At 71.4% G+C, this 16,082-nt stretch carries 16 protein-coding genes and 1 tRNA gene; 11 read left to right on the top strand and 6 right to left on the bottom strand.

What is annotated here, in order from left to right:
• Positions 1-159: 159 nt before the first annotated feature.
• Both DEJ29_RS07915 and DEJ29_RS07910 read right to left on the bottom strand, forming a co-directional pair.
• Positions 160-232: transfer RNA gene (locus DEJ29_RS07915), tRNA-Val, on the bottom strand.
• Positions 233-286: 54 nt separating this feature from the next.
• Positions 287-442 carry a hypothetical protein gene (locus tag DEJ29_RS07910; protein WP_181438210.1) on the bottom strand — a complete coding sequence of 52 codons (156 nt, stop codon included), beginning with the start codon at positions 440-442 and terminating at the stop codon, positions 287-289.
• 96 nt (positions 443-538) lie between these two features.
• On the opposite strand from DEJ29_RS07910, the gene DEJ29_RS07905 reads away from it, so the two are divergent.
• From DEJ29_RS07905 to DEJ29_RS07885, 5 genes are read left to right on the top strand one after another with little or no spacing between them, the layout of a single operon-like run.
• Complete coding sequence (locus DEJ29_RS07905) at positions 539-1,183, top strand: SatD family protein (RefSeq protein ID WP_111095201.1); 645 nt, start codon at positions 539-541, stop codon at positions 1,181-1,183.
• On the top strand, positions 1,183-2,055 hold the full coding sequence (locus DEJ29_RS07900; protein ID WP_111095202.1) for a hypothetical protein: 873 nt from the start codon (positions 1,183-1,185) through the stop codon (positions 2,053-2,055). The genes DEJ29_RS07905 and DEJ29_RS07900 overlap by 1 nt, the downstream gene beginning before the upstream one ends.
• Positions 2,056-2,096: 41 nt before the next feature.
• Positions 2,097-2,630 (top strand): hypothetical protein, encoded by a 534-nt coding sequence (locus DEJ29_RS07895; protein WP_111095203.1) that lies wholly within the window; start codon positions 2,097-2,099, stop codon positions 2,628-2,630.
• A 50-nt stretch (positions 2,631-2,680) separates the two neighbouring features.
• Positions 2,681-3,661 (top strand): aldo/keto reductase, encoded by a 981-nt coding sequence (locus tag DEJ29_RS07890; RefSeq protein WP_110864676.1) that lies wholly within the window; start codon positions 2,681-2,683, stop codon positions 3,659-3,661.
• On the top strand, positions 3,658-4,209 hold the full coding sequence (locus DEJ29_RS07885; protein ID WP_111057656.1) for a hypothetical protein: 552 nt from the start codon (positions 3,658-3,660) through the stop codon (positions 4,207-4,209). Before DEJ29_RS07890 ends, DEJ29_RS07885 begins: the two co-directional genes overlap by 4 nt.
• Before the next feature lie 18 nt (positions 4,210-4,227).
• Here the strand turns inward: DEJ29_RS07885 and DEJ29_RS07880 are convergent, their stop codons facing one another.
• Together DEJ29_RS07880 and DEJ29_RS07875 are read right to left on the bottom strand one after the other, a co-directional pair.
• Complete coding sequence (locus DEJ29_RS07880) at positions 4,228-5,802, bottom strand: phenylacetate--CoA ligase family protein (RefSeq protein WP_258375961.1); 1,575 nt, start codon at positions 5,800-5,802, stop codon at positions 4,228-4,230.
• Entirely contained in the window at positions 5,799-6,854 is a 1,056-nt protein-coding gene (locus DEJ29_RS07875; RefSeq protein ID WP_111095204.1) for a nitroreductase family protein, read from the bottom strand. Before DEJ29_RS07875 ends, DEJ29_RS07880 begins: the two co-directional genes overlap by 4 nt.
• A gap of 106 nt (positions 6,855-6,960) precedes the next feature.
• Between DEJ29_RS07875 and DEJ29_RS07870 the strand changes: the two genes are divergently transcribed.
• From DEJ29_RS07870 to DEJ29_RS07850, 5 genes are all read left to right on the top strand, one after another.
• Complete coding sequence (locus DEJ29_RS07870) at positions 6,961-7,335, top strand: holo-ACP synthase (protein ID WP_171907809.1); 375 nt, start codon at positions 6,961-6,963, stop codon at positions 7,333-7,335.
• Positions 7,336-7,416: 81 nt separating this feature from the next.
• Positions 7,417-7,716, top strand: coding sequence for an acyl carrier protein (locus tag DEJ29_RS07865; RefSeq protein WP_111095205.1), 300 nt, complete (start codon positions 7,417-7,419; stop codon positions 7,714-7,716).
• Positions 7,713-8,888 (top strand): acyl-CoA dehydrogenase family protein, encoded by a 1,176-nt coding sequence (locus DEJ29_RS07860; protein ID WP_071405339.1) that lies wholly within the window; start codon positions 7,713-7,715, stop codon positions 8,886-8,888. The genes DEJ29_RS07865 and DEJ29_RS07860 overlap by 4 nt, the downstream gene beginning before the upstream one ends.
• On the top strand, positions 8,885-9,865 hold the full coding sequence (locus tag DEJ29_RS07855) for an amino acid--[acyl-carrier-protein] ligase (protein WP_220037339.1): 981 nt from the start codon (positions 8,885-8,887) through the stop codon (positions 9,863-9,865). The genes DEJ29_RS07860 and DEJ29_RS07855 overlap by 4 nt, the downstream gene beginning before the upstream one ends.
• On the top strand, positions 9,862-11,448 hold the full coding sequence (locus DEJ29_RS07850; RefSeq protein WP_111095206.1) for an alpha/beta fold hydrolase: 1,587 nt from the start codon (positions 9,862-9,864) through the stop codon (positions 11,446-11,448). Before DEJ29_RS07855 ends, DEJ29_RS07850 begins: the two co-directional genes overlap by 4 nt.
• Positions 11,449-11,621: 173 nt before the next feature.
• On the opposite strand, the gene DEJ29_RS07845 is transcribed toward DEJ29_RS07850, so the two are convergent.
• Both DEJ29_RS07845 and DEJ29_RS07840 read right to left on the bottom strand, forming a co-directional pair.
• On the bottom strand, positions 11,622-12,548 hold the full coding sequence (locus DEJ29_RS07845) for an alpha/beta fold hydrolase (protein ID WP_181438211.1): 927 nt from the start codon (positions 12,546-12,548) through the stop codon (positions 11,622-11,624).
• A gap of 56 nt (positions 12,549-12,604) precedes the next feature.
• Positions 12,605-13,093, bottom strand: a complete 489-nt coding sequence (locus tag DEJ29_RS07840; protein WP_111095207.1) for a peroxiredoxin — start codon at positions 13,091-13,093, stop codon at positions 12,605-12,607.
• Positions 13,094-13,333: 240 nt separating this feature from the next.
• On the opposite strand from DEJ29_RS07840, the gene aceE reads away from it, so the two are divergent.
• On the top strand, positions 13,334-16,078 hold the full coding sequence (aceE, locus tag DEJ29_RS07835; RefSeq protein WP_071405343.1) for a pyruvate dehydrogenase (acetyl-transferring), homodimeric type: 2,745 nt from the start codon (positions 13,334-13,336) through the stop codon (positions 16,076-16,078).
• Positions 16,079-16,082 lie beyond the last annotated feature (4 nt).

Here is a 16,082-nt window from a genome sequence, read left to right as displayed (position 1 = left end):
CCGTCGACCAGCCCCGCCTTTGCAGGGCCTCGGGTGGTGACCGACGGGCGGTCTTGCGTCCGGACCTTCACGCACCCAGAAGTCAGCGCAGGAACCACCCCGCCGAACGCACGACTCGGCCGTTGCAGGAGCCGTCGCGCGGGCATGGGGTTCGCTCGGTGGGCCCTGCCGGGATCGAACCGACGACATCCACGGTGTAAACGTGGCGCTCTACCAGCTGAGCTAAAGGCCCTCACCCCGATCCTAGGGCGTCAGCGCTCGATCGTCGTCGAACCGGGCGGGCACGTCACGACACCCCGCACCGGGCCCGTTCGCAGCGGATCACGAGTCCCTGTCCGTCCTCGTACCGGTCGTCCGACACGCCAGCGGTCAACAGGATCGGGCTGTCATCGGCGGTCAGGCCGATCGCCAGCGTGCTGGTGCTCGACCGTTCGTCCTGCACCGGGGGAACCGGGCGATCTCGCTGCAGAAGAGCGATCGGCTCGAATGGTTTAGCCCAAGCCTTACTTTCGGCGATATGAAGCTCTACGCTTAACCCATGCAGTCCGAGCCCGTGATCGCCGTGATCGTCGACCTGGTCGACTCCCGCACACTCGACGACCGCTCCGCAGCCCAGCAGGACGTCGAGCACGCCTTCGACAGTACCGCGGACGTCACCGCACTCGACCCCCTCCGTGCCACCGTCGGCGACGAGTTCCAGGTCATCTACGCCACGCTCACCGACGCACTGCTGGCCACCACGGCCGCGACCCTCGCACTCCCCCCGACCGTGCAGATCCGCCTCGGCATCGGCCGCGGGCAGGTCCGGACGATCGGCACCGGCGGCGCCGGACCCCTGCAGGACGGCCCGGGCTGGTGGTCGGCGCGGGACGCCATCAACGAGACCCACCGGCGCGAGGACGGCCGGACCGCGTTCCTGCGGTCCTGGTACCACGACGCCGACGATCGTCACGGAACGACGGAGCGACTCGTGAACGCCTACTTCCTCAGCCGCGACCACGTCGTCTCGCGACTCGCACCCCGCGCGCGCCGGATCGCACTCGGTCTGGTGCAGGGTCGCACGCAGGCGCAGATCGCCGCGGACGAGGGCATCACCCCGTCGGCGGTGTCCCAGTCCGTGCAGAAGTCGGGCGTCGCCGCCCTGGTCGAGGGCCTGCGTGTCCTCGGGGACGGGGGCCGCTGATGCTCGCCGGAGTCCTCCTGACCCTCGTCGGGCTCGCCGACGTCGTCCGCGCACGGACCGGGACCGACGCGGCACCACGGCGCGTGCTGACCACCACGGTGATCGTCCTGCTCTGGGCCGCCGCGACGACCGTGGCGGTGCTCGGCCTCGGCCTCGCCGTCTGGTCGGTGCTGGTCGCGGTCGTCCTCGCAGCCCTCTGGGTCGCGACGACGATCCCGGTGCGGTCCGGCGGTGCACCGGGCGGTCGCGATCGGACACTCCCCTGGCTCCGACGCTCCGGGTCCTGGCCGGCCGTCCTGCTCGCGGTCGCCGTCGCCGTGCTGCTGCTCTGGGTACCGGCTGCCGACGCCTCCGGCTTCGTGGTCGACTGGCACCGTGACGCCGGCCCGGCGTTCGTCGGAGCGGTGCCGCTCGCGGCGCTCGTCGCCGGCATCGGGTCCGCACTGTTCCTGGTCGACTCGGCCAACGTGGTCGTCGCCCAGGCGCTGCCGACGGGGCTGTCGCCCGACGCACGGCTCGGTGCTGTGGCGGCCGAACCGACCCGCCGGAAGCGCTTCGACTGGCGCCGCACCACCCGGGCGCCCGCGGCAGACACGGACACAGACACAAACACGGACACAGACGGCACGGTCACCCTCAAGGGCGGACGCATGATCGGCCCGATCGAGCGCCTGCTCTTGGCCGGGTTCTCGTTGGCCGGCGCCTTCCCCGTCGTGGCGGCGCTGATCGCCGCGAAGGGGATCGTCCGCTTCCCTGAGATCCGCCGCGAGACGACCGGGTACCAGGCCGAGTACTTCCTGATCGGCAGCCTGGTGAGCTGGGCGATGGCCTTCGCCGCCGCCGGCATGTGCTGGTTGCTGGCACTGGGCTGACGAACGCCCCGCCCCTCGATCACCGCAGGTACGCTCTCCCCGTGAACGGTGTCGGAGTCGGTGTCCTCGACGAGGCCGGGCGACTCCGCCTGCTCGGCGCCGGTGTGACGGGCGCGGCCTTCGCCGTCGTCCTGGTCATGCTGGTCCTGTCCTCGTGGACCGAGGCGACCACCGCCGTCCTGGTCTCGGTCGGCATCCCGACCGCTGTGGCGGGTGCCGAGATCGCCGTCGTCCTGCAGCGCCGCGCCTGGCGCGCCGAGGGCGGCTACGAACGGTCGATCGTCGTGCGCGAGTGGATCGCCGACGGCCAGGTGCCCGACGGTGTGCCGGCCGACCAGTGGATCCCGCTCGTGCAGGCCCAGGCCGACCGTGAGGGCGCCGGCTGGGGCAAGGTCGTCCTCGGCGTGCTGTGGATCGCGATGACCTGGTCGATGCGCGACCAGCACGGCACGCTCATCACGATGATGCTCATCCTGCTGTGGAGCGCGATGGCCCTGTGGGCAGCCGTCTGGGTCATCCCCCGCGCCCGGGCAGCGCGAGCGCTCCTGCGCCGCGGGGTCGCCACGATCGGCTGAACCCCGCGCGGCTGAACCCCGCCCGCGCGCGCCTGACTACGCTCGGATCCATGCAGAGTCGCACCCTCGGCCGCACCGGCCGCTCCGTCTCCCCCATCGGTCTCGGCACCTGGCAGTTCGGCGGTGACTGGGGTCCCGTCTCCGAAGCCGACGCGAACGCCGTCATGGACGCCTCCGTCGAGTCGGGCGTCACCCTGTTCGACACCGCCGACGTCTACGGCGACGGCCGGAGCGAGCAGCTCATCGGCGCGTGGCGTGCTGCGAACCCCGACGTGCCGCTGACGATCACCACGAAGATGGGCCGTCGCGCCGACCAGGTCCCCGAGAACTACGTCGCCGCGAACTTCCGCGAGTGGGTGGACCGCTCGCGGAAGAACCTCGGGCAGGACACCCTCGACCTCGTGCAGCTGCACTGCCCGCCGACCCCGGTCTACGAGGACGACGCCGTCTACGACGCCCTCGACGCGCTCGTCGCCGACGGCTCGGTCGCCGCCTACGGCGTCAGCGTCGAGACCGCCGACCAAGCCCTCACCGCGATCGCCCGGCCCGGCGTCGCGAGCGTCCAGATCATCCTCAACGCGTTCCGCCTCAAGCCGCTCGACCGCGTGCTGCCGGCCGCCCTGGAGGCAGGGGTCGGCATCCTGGCGCGCGTCCCGTTGGCCTCGGGGCTGCTCTCCGGCAAGTACACGACCGACACGTCGTTCGCCGAGGGCGACCATCGCAACTACAACCGCAACGGCGAGGCCTTCGACCAGGGCGAGACCTTCAGCGGCGTCGACTACGACGACGGCGTGCGCGCCGCGCAGACCTTCGCGGCGTCCCTGCCGGACGCCGTCTCGGTCCCGCAGGCGGCGCTCGCGTGGATCATCGCGCAGGACGGCGTCACCGCGGCGATCCCGGGCGCGCGCAACCCGGAGCAGGCGCGCTCGAACGCCGCTGCCGGCGACCTGCCGCCGATCGAGGGCCTCGACGCCACCGTGCACGACCTGTACGACACGTGGTTCCGCGCGAGCGTCCACGACCGCTGGTGAGACGCCGGAGCGTCGCGGTCGCGGTGGCCGCACTCCTGCTGCTGTCCGGGTGCGCCGCATCCGGACCGGCCACCGCCCGCGACGCTCCGCCCTGGCCACGGCCGACCGATCTGACGGCCCGCGCCGAGTCCGCGGGGCTCCGGAACGTCTGGGGTGAACGGCTGGCCGAGCACGTGCACACGCACCTGACGATCCTGGACGGCGACGAACCGGTGACCGTCCCGGCGAACGTCGGGCACTCGGACAGCCGGAAGTTCGCCGCCGAGATCCACACGCACGACACGTCGGGCATCGTGCACGTCGAGTCCCCGACGGAGCAGACGTTCACGCTCGGCCAGTTCTTCGACGAGTGGGGCGTCTCGCTCGGTCCGGAGCACGTCGGTGGCCTGCGCGGCGAACTGACGGTGTGGGTCGACGGGCACCGGAGGATCGGCAACCCGCGCTCGATCGAGCTGACGGACCTGCGCCAGATCGTCCTCGTCGTCACGACCGTCGGCGAGGTCCCGCACCTGCCGGCGCCCTTCGACTGGCCGCCGCAGTACGACTAGCGCCGGAACCGGCTCGGCTCAGGCCTCCTTCGCCGCGACCCACGACAGGTCGAGGTCCCACTGCGCGACCGACCCGGCCGGCAGCTGCCACACGTACTCGTTCTTGAGCTTCTTGCCGTCCTCACGGAACGGTCCCGTCCGGTACGGGTAGAACGCCACCGTCGGCAGCGTGCCGGGCGGCGCCGTGCGGATCGCGTTCGAGAAGTCCTTGTTCAACCGCCGCAGCTCGGCGATCACGTCGCCCCGGGCGGCATCCGCGTCGAACCCGCCAGCACCCGAGGCGAGCTGGAACGCGATGTGCAGCTGCCGGTCACCGCGGTCGTCCTCGTAGCTGATCAGCCGGTGGTTCTCGACGGCCTCGAGCAGCTCCGGGTCGCCGTACACGACGTCCCGCACCACGTCGGGTGCGACGACGGCGCCGTTGTAGTCGACCGACAGGTCGGACCGGCCGTAGTGGAACAGCAGCGGCAGGTCGAGCTCGGCCTCGGCGGCGAGCGCCGCGTGTCCGGTCGCCCGCAGCACGGACCGCAGTTCCCTCATCCGCACGACGTGTCCGCGGTCGTGGATGTTGTAGCGGATGCGGGGGCTGATGTTCTCGGAGCGGGCGATGGTGACGACGAGTTCGCCGAGGTCGTTCGTCTCGATCAGGTAGCCGAACGGGTTGAACTGGAACACCATCGGCAGCACCCCGTACTCGCCCTGCTTGGTCAGGGCGGCGGAGAGCTCCGGTGAGGCGGCGATCGCCCGGCGCAGCTGCACGCTGAACGGGGTCTCGATGCCGAGGTTGATCTCGAGGTCGCTCGCCCCGTAGGAGCCGAGCACGGCCTGCGCGTATTGCTCGATGTGGGCGCGCATGTTCTCGCTGATGCCCTCGCCCCCGAACGCGGCGACGATCGTGTACTGGCTCCAGTCGAGCCGGTCGTCCTCGAACAGGGCCTTCAGGAACGGCGGGTAGCTGCAGATGATGTAGGTGAAGTCGGTGCCGAACTCGCGCATCGTCTGCACGATCTTGTCGCGGTCCGGGCCGATCGACTTGATCATGGAGGACTCGGTGAGCGAGGCGGTCACGTTCATCCCGGTGGCCCAGGCCCCGAGCGAGAAGGCGTTGAGCACGAACGGCTGCTTCGACAGGTCCTTGGCGGTGCGGGAGAACCCGAGCTGCAGCAGCTGTCGGGTGGCCTGGCGTTCGTCGGGGCCGCGCACCCAGCTGGTCGGGGTGCCGCTCGACCCGCTGGACTCGTCGACGACGACGCCGCGTCGGGGCAGGCGTCCGTCGATGCAGCGCTCGGGGATGCTCCAGCGCTTGACGTAGGAGTCCTTGTCCATCTCGGGCAGTCCCGAGATCGCTGCGGCGATCCCGCCACGGGTGTCGAGCCTGGAGGCGCGTCCGGACTCCGCCAGGAACGCGCGGTACGCGGGGACCCGCTTCGCAGCCCGTTCCGCGGTCCGCCAGGCGCGCCAGCGTCCGAGGGTCCAGCGGAGCGGCTCGATGCCGGGCGTGAGCAGGAGCTTGTGGGTGCCGACGCGGGGCATGAACAGTGCGACGAAGGTCTCGACCACCCACACCACCGAGAACACCGCTGCGCGCTTCACCGGGCACCGCCCACGGTCATCGCTGCTGCGGGTCGGCGGTGTGCCAGGGGTGGTGGGTCACTGTGTCCGAAGCGGAACAGCATCCAGGCCATCCGCCCGTCGGACTCGTCGACGCCCGCGCGTTCCACGAACGCGGCGTGTGACCGCGGGTTGGTGATCACGGTGCCGAAGGGGTGCATGGCGATGCCGCGTGCGGAGAACTCGAGCCAGATGCGCATGAAGACCCGTCCGGCCTCGACGTACTCGGCCGGGGTGCTGAACGGTCCCTCGAGCCAGGCGAGCTGTCGGACGCCCCGCATGGTGGACAGGTACACCTTGCGGAAGACCCCGCCGATGCCCGGGGCCTGCCAGAGTCCGCGGTGCTCCATGGCGAACCGGAGCACCGGGCCGGGCATGAGCATCGTCTCGGCGGACAGCCCGTCTCCGGCGGCCGCTGCCTGTCGCTTCGAGAACCGCAGCCAGTGCAGGATCTCGTCGTGCACGGCGTCGTGCTGCAGGTCGTCGAACAGGGTCTCCTGGTTGACGCGCACGATCTCGTCGACGGTGGCCCGGTCGTCGGTGGTGCGGAAGCGCTGCCCGGCCGCCGATGCGATGGCGGACGCGGCCTCGATCGCGGTGGCGTCGACCAGCGTTGCGTCGTAGGGCTTGCGTGAGGTGCGCCGTGCGAGGAAGCCGGCCAGGGCCTCCCGGTCGTCCGCGGTGACCACGTGCGGACGCAACGTCACCGTGCCCAGCCGGTGCAGGTGGTCGTCCGCACTCCTGTCGTTCGTCGGACCGTCGTCGAGCCGACCGAAGTCCATCTCGGCGTGGTCGAGCCGTTCCTGCACGGTGAACCCGTGCGCCCGTGCCACCACGTCGAGCCCGGCCAGGAACACCCCGGCGCAGACGTGCCCGAACGGGATGCCGAACGACTCCGCCGGCAACCCCCGTCGCAGGTCGTAGAACACAGTCGCGGTGCGGTCGTCCTCGACGCGCACGACGATCGGTTGCGAGTTGTGCGGCGACGGGTAGTGCCGCGCGTCCTCGATGATGCCCGTCCACGGTGATGCCATCGTTCCCCCTCGGTGGTCCCTGGCGACGATCATACGAACCCCCGGCGTCCCCCATGCCGGTCAGGGCATGCACTGTGGACAACCGGTGCGTAGCCTGCTCCTCGTGATGACCATCCGCACCGGCACCGACCTCGCCGCGGTCGAGGACGTCGTCGACGCCGTGACGGCGCACGGCGAGCGGTACCTGGACCGGGTGTTCACCCTGCGGGAGCGCACCGACACCGGCGACGACCCGGAGCGTCTCGCTGCCCGGTTCGCCGGCAAGGAGGCCGTCGTGAAACTGCTCCGGCCGGCTCCGGACCAGGCGATCCCGCTGCGTGACGTCGCCGTCGTGCTCGACGCCGGCGGTGCCCCCACGGTCGAGCTGTCCGGGGCGGCCGCGGCCCTGGCGGAGTCGATCGGGTGCGGCCCGATCGCGGTCTCGTTGGCACACGAACGGGGGCTCGCGGTGGCGACGGCGGTGGCCCTCTCGGAGCGCTGACCCGGCGCTCCGGACAGGGGTGCGGTTTCCCGCACCCGCACGGCGGTTTCCCGAGGGCCGTTCCTCTTTACGGTTGCAGTCATGGAACAGGACCCGAACCCCTCCAGCAGCACCGCGACGATCGCCGACCCGGCCACCGACCGGGCCGTCCGTCGCGCCCTCGCCGAGCACGGCCGGCTGACGGTCGACGCGTGGGACGTCGCGTCGATCGCCGACCTCTACGCCCTCGGCCTGACCTCGCACGCCACCGTGAACGTGATGCTCGCAGTGGAGTCGGACCTCGACGTCGAGTTCCCCGACTCGGTGCTGAACCGGTCCACCTTCGCGAGCGTCGAGTCGATCACCGCCGCGGCGGAGCTCGCCGCGGAGCTCGCCTCGTGACCCTGGTCCTGCCGGCACCGTCGGTCGTCGACCGCTTCGCCGAGCGTGCGAGCGCGGTGGCCGAGGTCGCCGCACAGTTCGCCGACGAGGTCGACCGCGACGCCCGGCCCCCGCGCGAGGCCATCGCCGCGATGCGGGAGTACGGCCTGCTCGCGGCAGCGGTGCCGACCGAGCACGGTGGCGAGGGAGCCTCCGTGGCGGAGCTCTCCGCGATCGCGACCGAACTCGGCCGGGCCTGCGCCGCGACCGGCATGGTGTTCGCGATGCACCAGGGCCAGGTCATGGCGCTCTGGCGGCACGGCGGCGACGGTGCCGGCGTGCTCGAGACGATCGAGGCCGTCCGGGGCGGGGCACTCGTCGCGTCAGCCACCACCGAGCGTGGCGTCGGAGGCGACGCCCGGCGGTCCACGTGTTCCATCGAGCCGACCGACGACGGCCGGATCCGCCTGCGCAAGGACGCGCCGGTGATCTCGTACGCCACCGAGGCCGACGCGGTGTTCGTCACCGCCCGTCGCGACCCCGACGCCCCGGCGTCGGACCAGCGGCTGCTCATCTGCCGCACCGACACGATGGTCCTGTCGCAGACGTCCACCTGGGACACCATGGGGCTCCGCGGCACGTGCAGCAACGGGTGGATCCTCGACACCGAGACGACGACCGACCGGGTGTTCCGCGACGACTACGCCGCGATCTCCGCCCAGACCGTCCTGCCGGTGTCGCACGTGCTCTGGGCCTCGGTCTGGCTCGGCATCGCGGTCTCGTCCGCAGAACGTGCCCGCAGCGCCGTCCGGAAGCAGGCCCGCGCCGCCGTCGGGACGACCCCGCCCGGTGCCCTCCGGCTCGCCGAGCTCCTGGTCGACCTGCAGGCCCTCGCCGATTCGGTGCGCCACGCCGCCGAACGGTTCGACGCCGCCGCCGACGACCCGGACGTGCTGGCCTCGAGCGCGTACGCCCTGGCCGCGAACGCCCTGAAGATCGGTGCGTCCGAGCGCGTCACCGACATCGTCACGAAGGCGCTGCGCATCGTCGGGATCGCGGGCTACGCCGCCTCGGGTCCGATGAGCATCGCCCGACACCTCCGAGACGCCCACGGGGCCGCCGTCATGGTGAGCAACGACCGTCTCCTCAAGAACGACGCCGACCTGGCCATCATGACGGGAGTGATCCTGTGACGATCACGGACACCACCACGCACACCACCGACACCACCACCGCGGACACCGCCGCCGACGCAGCCGCGCTCGACGCCGCCCGCGCAGCCCTCCGCACCCGCCTGCTCACCGACGGCGTCCTCCTCGACCTCGGCACGCCCGGCCTCTACGGCCGCACCGGGGTCTTCGAGCGCGTGTACGCCGCGGTCGACGCCGCAGCGGTCCGCAGCCAGCAGCACCTCGGCGCCGAGGTCCTGCGCTTCCCGCCGGTCGAGCCGCTCGCGTCGTTCGAGCGCACCGACTACATCGCGTCGTTCCCGGACCTCGCCGCGTCGATCTCCGGGTTCACCGGCGACGACCGCACCCACCGCGCACTGCTCGCCGCCCGCGAGCGCGGTGAGCGCTGGGAGGGGTTCCTCGAGCCGGCCGACCTCATGCTCACCCCCGCGGTCTGCCACCCGGTCTACGGCCTGATCGGCGACACCGTGCCGCAGCAGGGCCGGTTCTTCGACGTCCTCGGCGACTCCTTCCGCCGCGAGCCCTCGCTCGACCCGATGCGCCTGCAGGCGTTCCACATGCACGAGTTCGTGCACGTCGGCACCCCCGCGTCCGCAGCGGCCCACCGGGACGGCAGCATCCCGGTGATGCGCGCGCTGCTCGAGTCGTTCGGGCTCGAGATCGACGTCGTCCCCGCCAACGACCCCTTCTTCGGCCGCGTCGGGCAGATGCTCGCCCGCAACCAGGTCGAGCAGGCGCTCAAGTTCGAGTTCGTGACGAAGGTCTACGGCCCCGACCACGACGCCACCGCGATCAGCTCCGCGAACCTGCACGAGGACCACTTCGGCACCTCGTTCGGCCTCCGCACCGAGGACGGCCAGGTCGCGCACAGCGCCTGCATCGCGTTCGGCCTGGAACGCATCACCATCGCCCTGTTCGCCGCCCACGGCACGGACCTCGACGCCTGGCCGGCGTCCGCCCGCGCCGCCCTCGCCCTGTGACCACCCTGCACGGCTGGTCCGGATCGCCGGCGATCCGCGCCGCGGTCCAGCTCCCCGCCGCCGCACGCGCCGGAGTCGTCATCTGCCCGCCGCTCGGGCAGGAGGGCGTCATCGCGTACCGCACGCTCCGTCTGCTGGCCGACCGCCTGGAGGCCCGTGGCATCGCCTCGGTGCGCTACGACCCGTCCGGACGTGGTGACGGCGCACCCGACACCGCGCCCGACGCGCAGGTCCGGTCCGCACGCCACGCCGCCGCCGTGCTCCGCACGACGGGGGTGCAGCACGTCGCCTTCGTCGGGCTGGCCTCGGCGGCCCTCGTCGCGGCGAACGCGGCCGCGGACACCGACGGCCTCGTCGTCTGGGACGCCCCGGCATCGGGCAAGGGGTGGCTCCGTCGGCAGCGCGCCCTCGCGACCATCACGATCGGTCCCGACCGCGTGGTCGACGGCGTCGAGAGCCTCATCGGGTTCGACGTCGAGCCGGACGAGGCCGCCGCACTCGCGGACCTCGCCTTCGCCCCGCGCACCGGGCCCACCGTCGCGCTCGTCCGTCCGGGCGCCCGGCCGCCGAAGCCCCTCGGTGACGTCGACGTGACCGAGGTCACCGGCAGCGCCGAGCTCCTCGACGGCACGAGCATCCACGCCCGCATCCCCGGAGCCGCCGTCGACACCGTCGTGGCCTGGCTCGACACCTGGGCGCCCGAGACGGCGGTGCCCGTCCGCACGCCCGTCCTCGACGAGGTCCTCGACGTCGACGGCCGCGTGTCGGAGCGGATCGTGCACCTCGGCGATCAGGGGCTGTTCGGGATCGAGACCGTCTCGTCCGCCCAGCACCACGACGCCCCCGTCGTCGTGCTCCACAGCGGCGGCGCCGAGCACCGCGTGGGGGCCACCGACTACCAGGTCGAACTCGCCCGCGCCCTCGCCCGCGACGGCGCCCGGGTCGTCCGGGTCGACCGTCGTGCCACCGGCGAGAGCACCGGCGTGCACGAGGACGAGCGGAGCTTCCTGTTCGCCCGGGAGTGGGTGGAGGACCAGTCCGCCGTCGTCACCGCACTCGCCACCCCCTCGGACCGGCTCGTGCTCGTCGGCATGTGCGCCGGCGCCTGGGTCGCGGGCCGCGCCGTCGAGGAGGCCCCGCGCCTGGTCGTCGAGATCAGCCCGAACGACTACCGTCGCGTCCCGGCCGAGCCCGGCTCGTACGCCGACGGAGTCCGGGCGATCGACGCCCCGTCGCCCGCCCGGATGTGGGTACGCGAGCGGTACAACCGCTTCGTGCCGAAGGCCGTCCGCGACCGCATCGCCCGCCGCGACCGGATGGGCGGCGTCGTCGGCCACGTCCGCCCGCTCGTCGAGCACGGCACCGACGTCGTCGTGATCGTCGCTCCCGAGGACGCCGCCCTGTTCGACCGGCTCGGTGGGCAGAAGGCCGTCCGGCGCTGGCCCGGTGACGACCGTCGCGGCTCGGTGTCCGTCGTCCGCGTCGAGGACGGCGACCACGCGTTGTTCTCCCCGACGATGCGCGAGGCCGTGGTCGCCGAGGTGCGCTCCCGCGTCGCGGCGACGTTCCCTGTCCACACCTGACGCGCCCCGACCAGCGGGCAGACCGTGCGGGTGCATGTTCCGACGATCCACGCGTCGAACGACTCGTGTGGTGTCGCCACATGCACACGCATCCGATGCGGGTGCATGTTCCGACGATCCACGCGTCGAACGACTCGTGTGGTGTCGCCACATGCACACGCATCCACGTCGGTTCAGCGGAGGCCGACCTCCCGCGCGACCGCGTCGGGACGCTCGACGTGGGCGAAGTGCCCGCAGTCGTCGAGCAGCACCGTCCGGACCTGCGGCACGAACGCCCGCAGCGCCTCGAGGTCCGAGACGCGGGCGAACACGTCGTCGCGCCCGGCGATCGCCGTCACCGGGCAGGTGATCGCACGCCACCGGTCGACGTCGTACGCCGCCGCCGACCGTGCCGCCTCGGTGAACTGCTCCGGCCGGAGCTCCTCGACGAAGGCCTCGAGCACGCTCGGGTCCAGACGTCGCACGTGCGTGAACACCGGCGCCGCGACGAGCGGCAACAGGCCGATCCGCGCGATCCCCCGGAGCAGCGGACGAGCGGCGACCCCGGTCACCGTCAGGCCCGCACGCAGCAGGGTGAACGCCGGCAGGGTGCCGAGCGCCCGCACCGGGTGCCGAGCCGCACCGGCGGTCGCGACCGTGGTGCCGGACACCAGGGCGAGCGACCGCACCCGCTCGGGCGCCACCACCGCCAGGTGCAACCCGACGAACGCGCCCATGGAGTGCCCGACCACGTCGACCGCGCCGATGCCCAGCGCAACGAGGACCGCCGACACGGCACCCGTGACGGCGTCGAGACCGAGCGGACCGTCCGGAGCGGGCGAGGACCCCCAGCCGGGCAGGTCGACGAGCACCAGCCCCCGGTCGCCGACGCCCTGTGCGGCATGCAGCAGCGGCGTCCACGTCGACCAGGAGCCGGCGACGCCGTGCAGCAGCAGGAGCGGGTCCGGGCCGGCGCGGTGGTGCACCACGACGGGCCCGGTCGGGGCCTCCACGACCGTGCGGGTCAGCCCCCAGACGCCGGGCGTGACGCGCACCGGGTACGGGGCGTACGCATCAGCGGCGACCCCGCGACCACGCGGGTCGGTGTCGATGGCGTGCACCGGGCCTCCTGTCCGACCGTCGACGCGGACGCGTCGTTCAGGAGGGATTCGGAACGCTAGCCGACGGGGACGGGTGCCGAGCAGGCGGCGAGCCGGTCGAGGGCCGCCTTGTACTCGGCGACGTCGCGCTGCAGGCCGGGCTCGGTGATGATCGAGGCCTTGATCCGACCCTGCACGTCGATGACGAAGGTCGCGCGGGTGGCGAAGCCCTTGTTCTCGAGGAACACGCCGTACTCCTTCGAGACCGCGCCGTGCGGCCAGAAGTCGGCGAGCAGCTCGAAGTCGTATCCGTTCGCCTCGGCGAACGACCGGAGCGTCGCCTTCGAGTCGACCGAGATGCCGAGCAGCTCGATGCGCTGGTCCTGGAACATCGTGATGTTGTCCTGCAGGGTGCAGAGCTCGTTCGTGCACCCGGACGAGAACGCCAGCGGGAAGAAGACGAGTGCGACCGGGCGGTTGCCGCGGAAGTCGCTGAGTCGGACGTGCTCACCGAACTGGTTCGGGAGCTCGAAGTCCGGCGCGAGTGAGCCGATCTCCAGTGCCATCGCTACGTGTGCTTCTTCCTCGGGCGAGGGGTGTGCCCGTCGGTCCGTGCGCCGCGGATCGCGTGTGCACGATCGGCCATGCTACGCCGACGACACGCGAATGCAAGCACCCGTCCACCTGCACGTCACCATCAGCATCAGCGTCGGTCCTGGGGCCTAGAGTGGACGGGGCCCCAGCCGGTCGCGACCCGACCACCGGAGCCACCATGTCCACCACCACGAGAACGAACGAGGTCAAGGGTGACGGTGAACGACCAGGACCCGTACAGCGCCGGGGCGAACGACCAGGATCCGCAGGAGACCGCCGAATGGCGTGAGTCCCTCGACGGGCTGGTCCAGACCCACGGACACCAGCGCGGTCGCGAGATCATGCTGAGCCTGCTCAAGCGGTCCAAGGAACTACACCTCGGTGTGCCGATGGTCCCGACGACGGACTACGTGAACACCATCGCGCCGGAGAACGAGCCGGAGTTCCCCGGCGACGAAGAGCTGGAGCGCCGGTACCGCCGCTGGATCCGCTGGAACGCGGCCATCACGGTGCACCGCGCACAGCGTCCCGGCATCGGGGTCGGCGGCCACATCTCGACGTACGCGTCCAGCGCTGCGATGTACGAGGTCGGTTACAACCACTTCTTCCGCGCGCAGGACCACCCCTCCGGTGGCGACCAGGTCTTCTTCCAGGGCCACGCCTCCCCCGGCATGTACGCCCGCGCGTACATGGAAGGTCGCCTCTCCGAGGACCAGCTCGACGGGTTCCGGCAGGAGAAGTCGCACGCCGGCGGCGGTCTGTCGTCGTACCCGCACCCGCGCCTCATGCCGCACTTCTGGCAGTTCCCGACCGTGTCGATGGGCATCGGCCCGATCAACGCGATCTACCAGGCGCAGCAGGCCAAGTACCTGTCGAACCGCGGCATCAAGGACGCCATGGACCAGCAGGTCTGGGCGTTCCTGGGCGACGGCGAGATGGACGAGGTCGAGTCCCGCGGGCAGCTCCAGGTCGCCGCGAACGACGGCCTCGACAACCTGAACTTCGTCATCAACTGCAACCTGCAGCGACTCGACGGCCCGGTCCGTGGCAACGGCAAGATCATCCAGGAGCTCGAGGCGTTCTTCCGCGGTGCGGGCTGGAACGTCATCAAGGTCGTCTGGGGCCGCGAGTGGGACGACCTGCTCGCCCGCGACACCGAGGGCGCGCTCCTCAACCTGATGAACCAGACGCCGGACGGCGACTACCAGACGTACAAGGCCGAGAACGGTGCCTACGTGCGCGAGAACTTCTTCGGGCGCGACCCGAAGGCGCTCGAGCTCGTCAAGGACTACACCGACGACCAGATCTGGAACCTCAAGCGCGGTGGCCACGACTACCGCAAGGTCTACGCCGCGTTCAAGGCCGCGACCGAGCACAAGGGCCAGCCGACCGTCATCCTGGCGAAGACGGTCAAGGGCTACGGCCTCGGTCCGAGCTTCGAGGGGCGCAACGCGACCCACCAGATGAAGAAGCTCACGCTCGACAACCTCAAGCAGTTCCGCGACGAGATGCGCATCCCGATCTCCGACGCGCAGCTGGAAGAGAACCCCTACACGCCGCCGTACTACCACCCGGGCAACGACGACGAGGCGATCCAGTACATGCACGAGCGTCGTCGCGCTCTCGGTGGCTACGTGCCGGAACGTCGCACGAAGTACACGCAGTTCACGCTGCCGGACGACTCGAAGTACCAGGTCGTCAAGAAGGGCTCCGGCAAGCAGGAGGTCGCCACCACCATGGCGTTCGCTCGCCTGCTGAAGGACCTGCTGCGCTCGCCCGACTTCGGCGACCGCGTGGTCCCGATCATCCCGGACGAAGCACGCACCTTCGGCATGGATGCCTACTTCCCGTCGGCGAAGATCTACAACCCGAACGGCCAGCACTACACGTCGGTCGACCGCGAACTCCTCCTCGCCTACAAGGAGAGCCCGCAGGGCCAGATCATCCACGTCGGCATCAACGAGGCGGGCGCCCTCGCGGCCTTCACCGCGGTCGGCACCTCGTACTCGACGCAGGGCGAGCCGCTCATCCCGGTCTACGTCTTCTACTCGATGTTCGGGTTCCAGCGCACCGGCGATGCCATCTGGGCCGCCGGCGACCAGATGACCCGTGGCTTCATGATCGGCGCAACCGCCGGCCGCACCACGCTGACGGGCGAGGGCCTGCAGCACGCGGACGGTCACTCGCCGCTCCTCGCCACGACGAACCCGGCCGTCGTCTCGTACGACCCGGCGTACGGCTACGAGATCGGCCACATCGTCAAGGCCGGCCTCGACCGCATGTACGGCACGAACGAGGACGGCTCGCCGAAGCACGCCGACCCGAACGTCATGTACTACCTGACGGTCTACAACGAGCCGCTGGTGCAGCCGGCCGAGCCCGAGGGCGTCGACGTCGAGGGCATCCTCAAGGGGATGTACCTGCTCAAGGCCAGCGAGCACGACGGCCCGAAGGCCCAGCTGCTCGCGTCCGGTGTCGCCGTGCCGTGGATCCTCGAGGCGCAGCAGCTCCTCGCCGAGGACTGGGGCGTGTCGGCCGACGTGTGGAGCGTCACGAGCTGGGGTGAGCTGTACCGCGACGGTGTGGCCGCCGAGCAGCAGGCGTTCCTCAACCCGAACGAGCCGGCCCGCACGCCGTTCGTCACCGAGCGTCTGCTCGGCACCGAGGGCCCGGTCGTCGCCGTGAGCGACTTCATGCACCTGGTGCAGGAGCAGATCCGCCCGTTCGTGCCGACCGACTACGCCACCCTCGGCGCCGACGGCTTCGGTTTCTCGGACACCCGTCCGGCCGCTCGCCGCTTCTTCCACATCGACGGCCCCTCGGTCGTCGTGCGGACGCTGCAGCAGCTCGCCCGCCAGGGCAAGGTCGACGGCGCGCTCGTCCAGCAGGCGATCGACAAGTACCGCCTGCACGACGTGACCGCCGGCACCACCGGCAGCGCGGGCGGCGAGAGCTGATCAA

Origin of the sequence: Curtobacterium sp. MCPF17_021 (genome assembly GCF_003234605.2) — a bacterium.
Lineage (GTDB): Bacteria > Actinomycetota > Actinomycetes > Actinomycetales > Microbacteriaceae > Curtobacterium > Curtobacterium flaccumfaciens.
The sequence above is the reverse complement of the archived record's forward strand: the minus strand, read 5'-3'. Positions and strand labels throughout refer to the sequence as shown.

Bases quoted from the DNA above. Each gene is read 5' to 3' on its own strand.
- DEJ29_RS07905 (WP_111095201.1), top strand. From the start codon at position 539: ATGCAGTCCGAGCCCGTGATCGCCGTGATCGTCGACCTGGTCGACTCC.
- DEJ29_RS07900 (WP_111095202.1), top strand. From the start codon at position 1,183: ATGCTCGCCGGAGTCCTCCTGACCCTCGTCGGGCTCGCCGACGTCGTC.
- DEJ29_RS07890 (WP_110864676.1), top strand. From the start codon at position 2,681: ATGCAGAGTCGCACCCTCGGCCGCACCGGCCGCTCCGTCTCCCCCATC.
- DEJ29_RS07875 (WP_111095204.1), bottom strand. From the start codon at position 6,854: ATGGCATCACCGTGGACGGGCATCATCGAGGACGCGCGGCACTACCCG.
- DEJ29_RS07870 (WP_171907809.1), top strand. From the start codon at position 6,961: ATGACCATCCGCACCGGCACCGACCTCGCCGCGGTCGAGGACGTCGTC.
- DEJ29_RS07865 (WP_111095205.1), top strand. From the start codon at position 7,417: ATGGAACAGGACCCGAACCCCTCCAGCAGCACCGCGACGATCGCCGAC.
- DEJ29_RS07840 (WP_111095207.1), bottom strand. From the start codon at position 13,093: ATGGCACTGGAGATCGGCTCACTCGCGCCGGACTTCGAGCTCCCGAAC.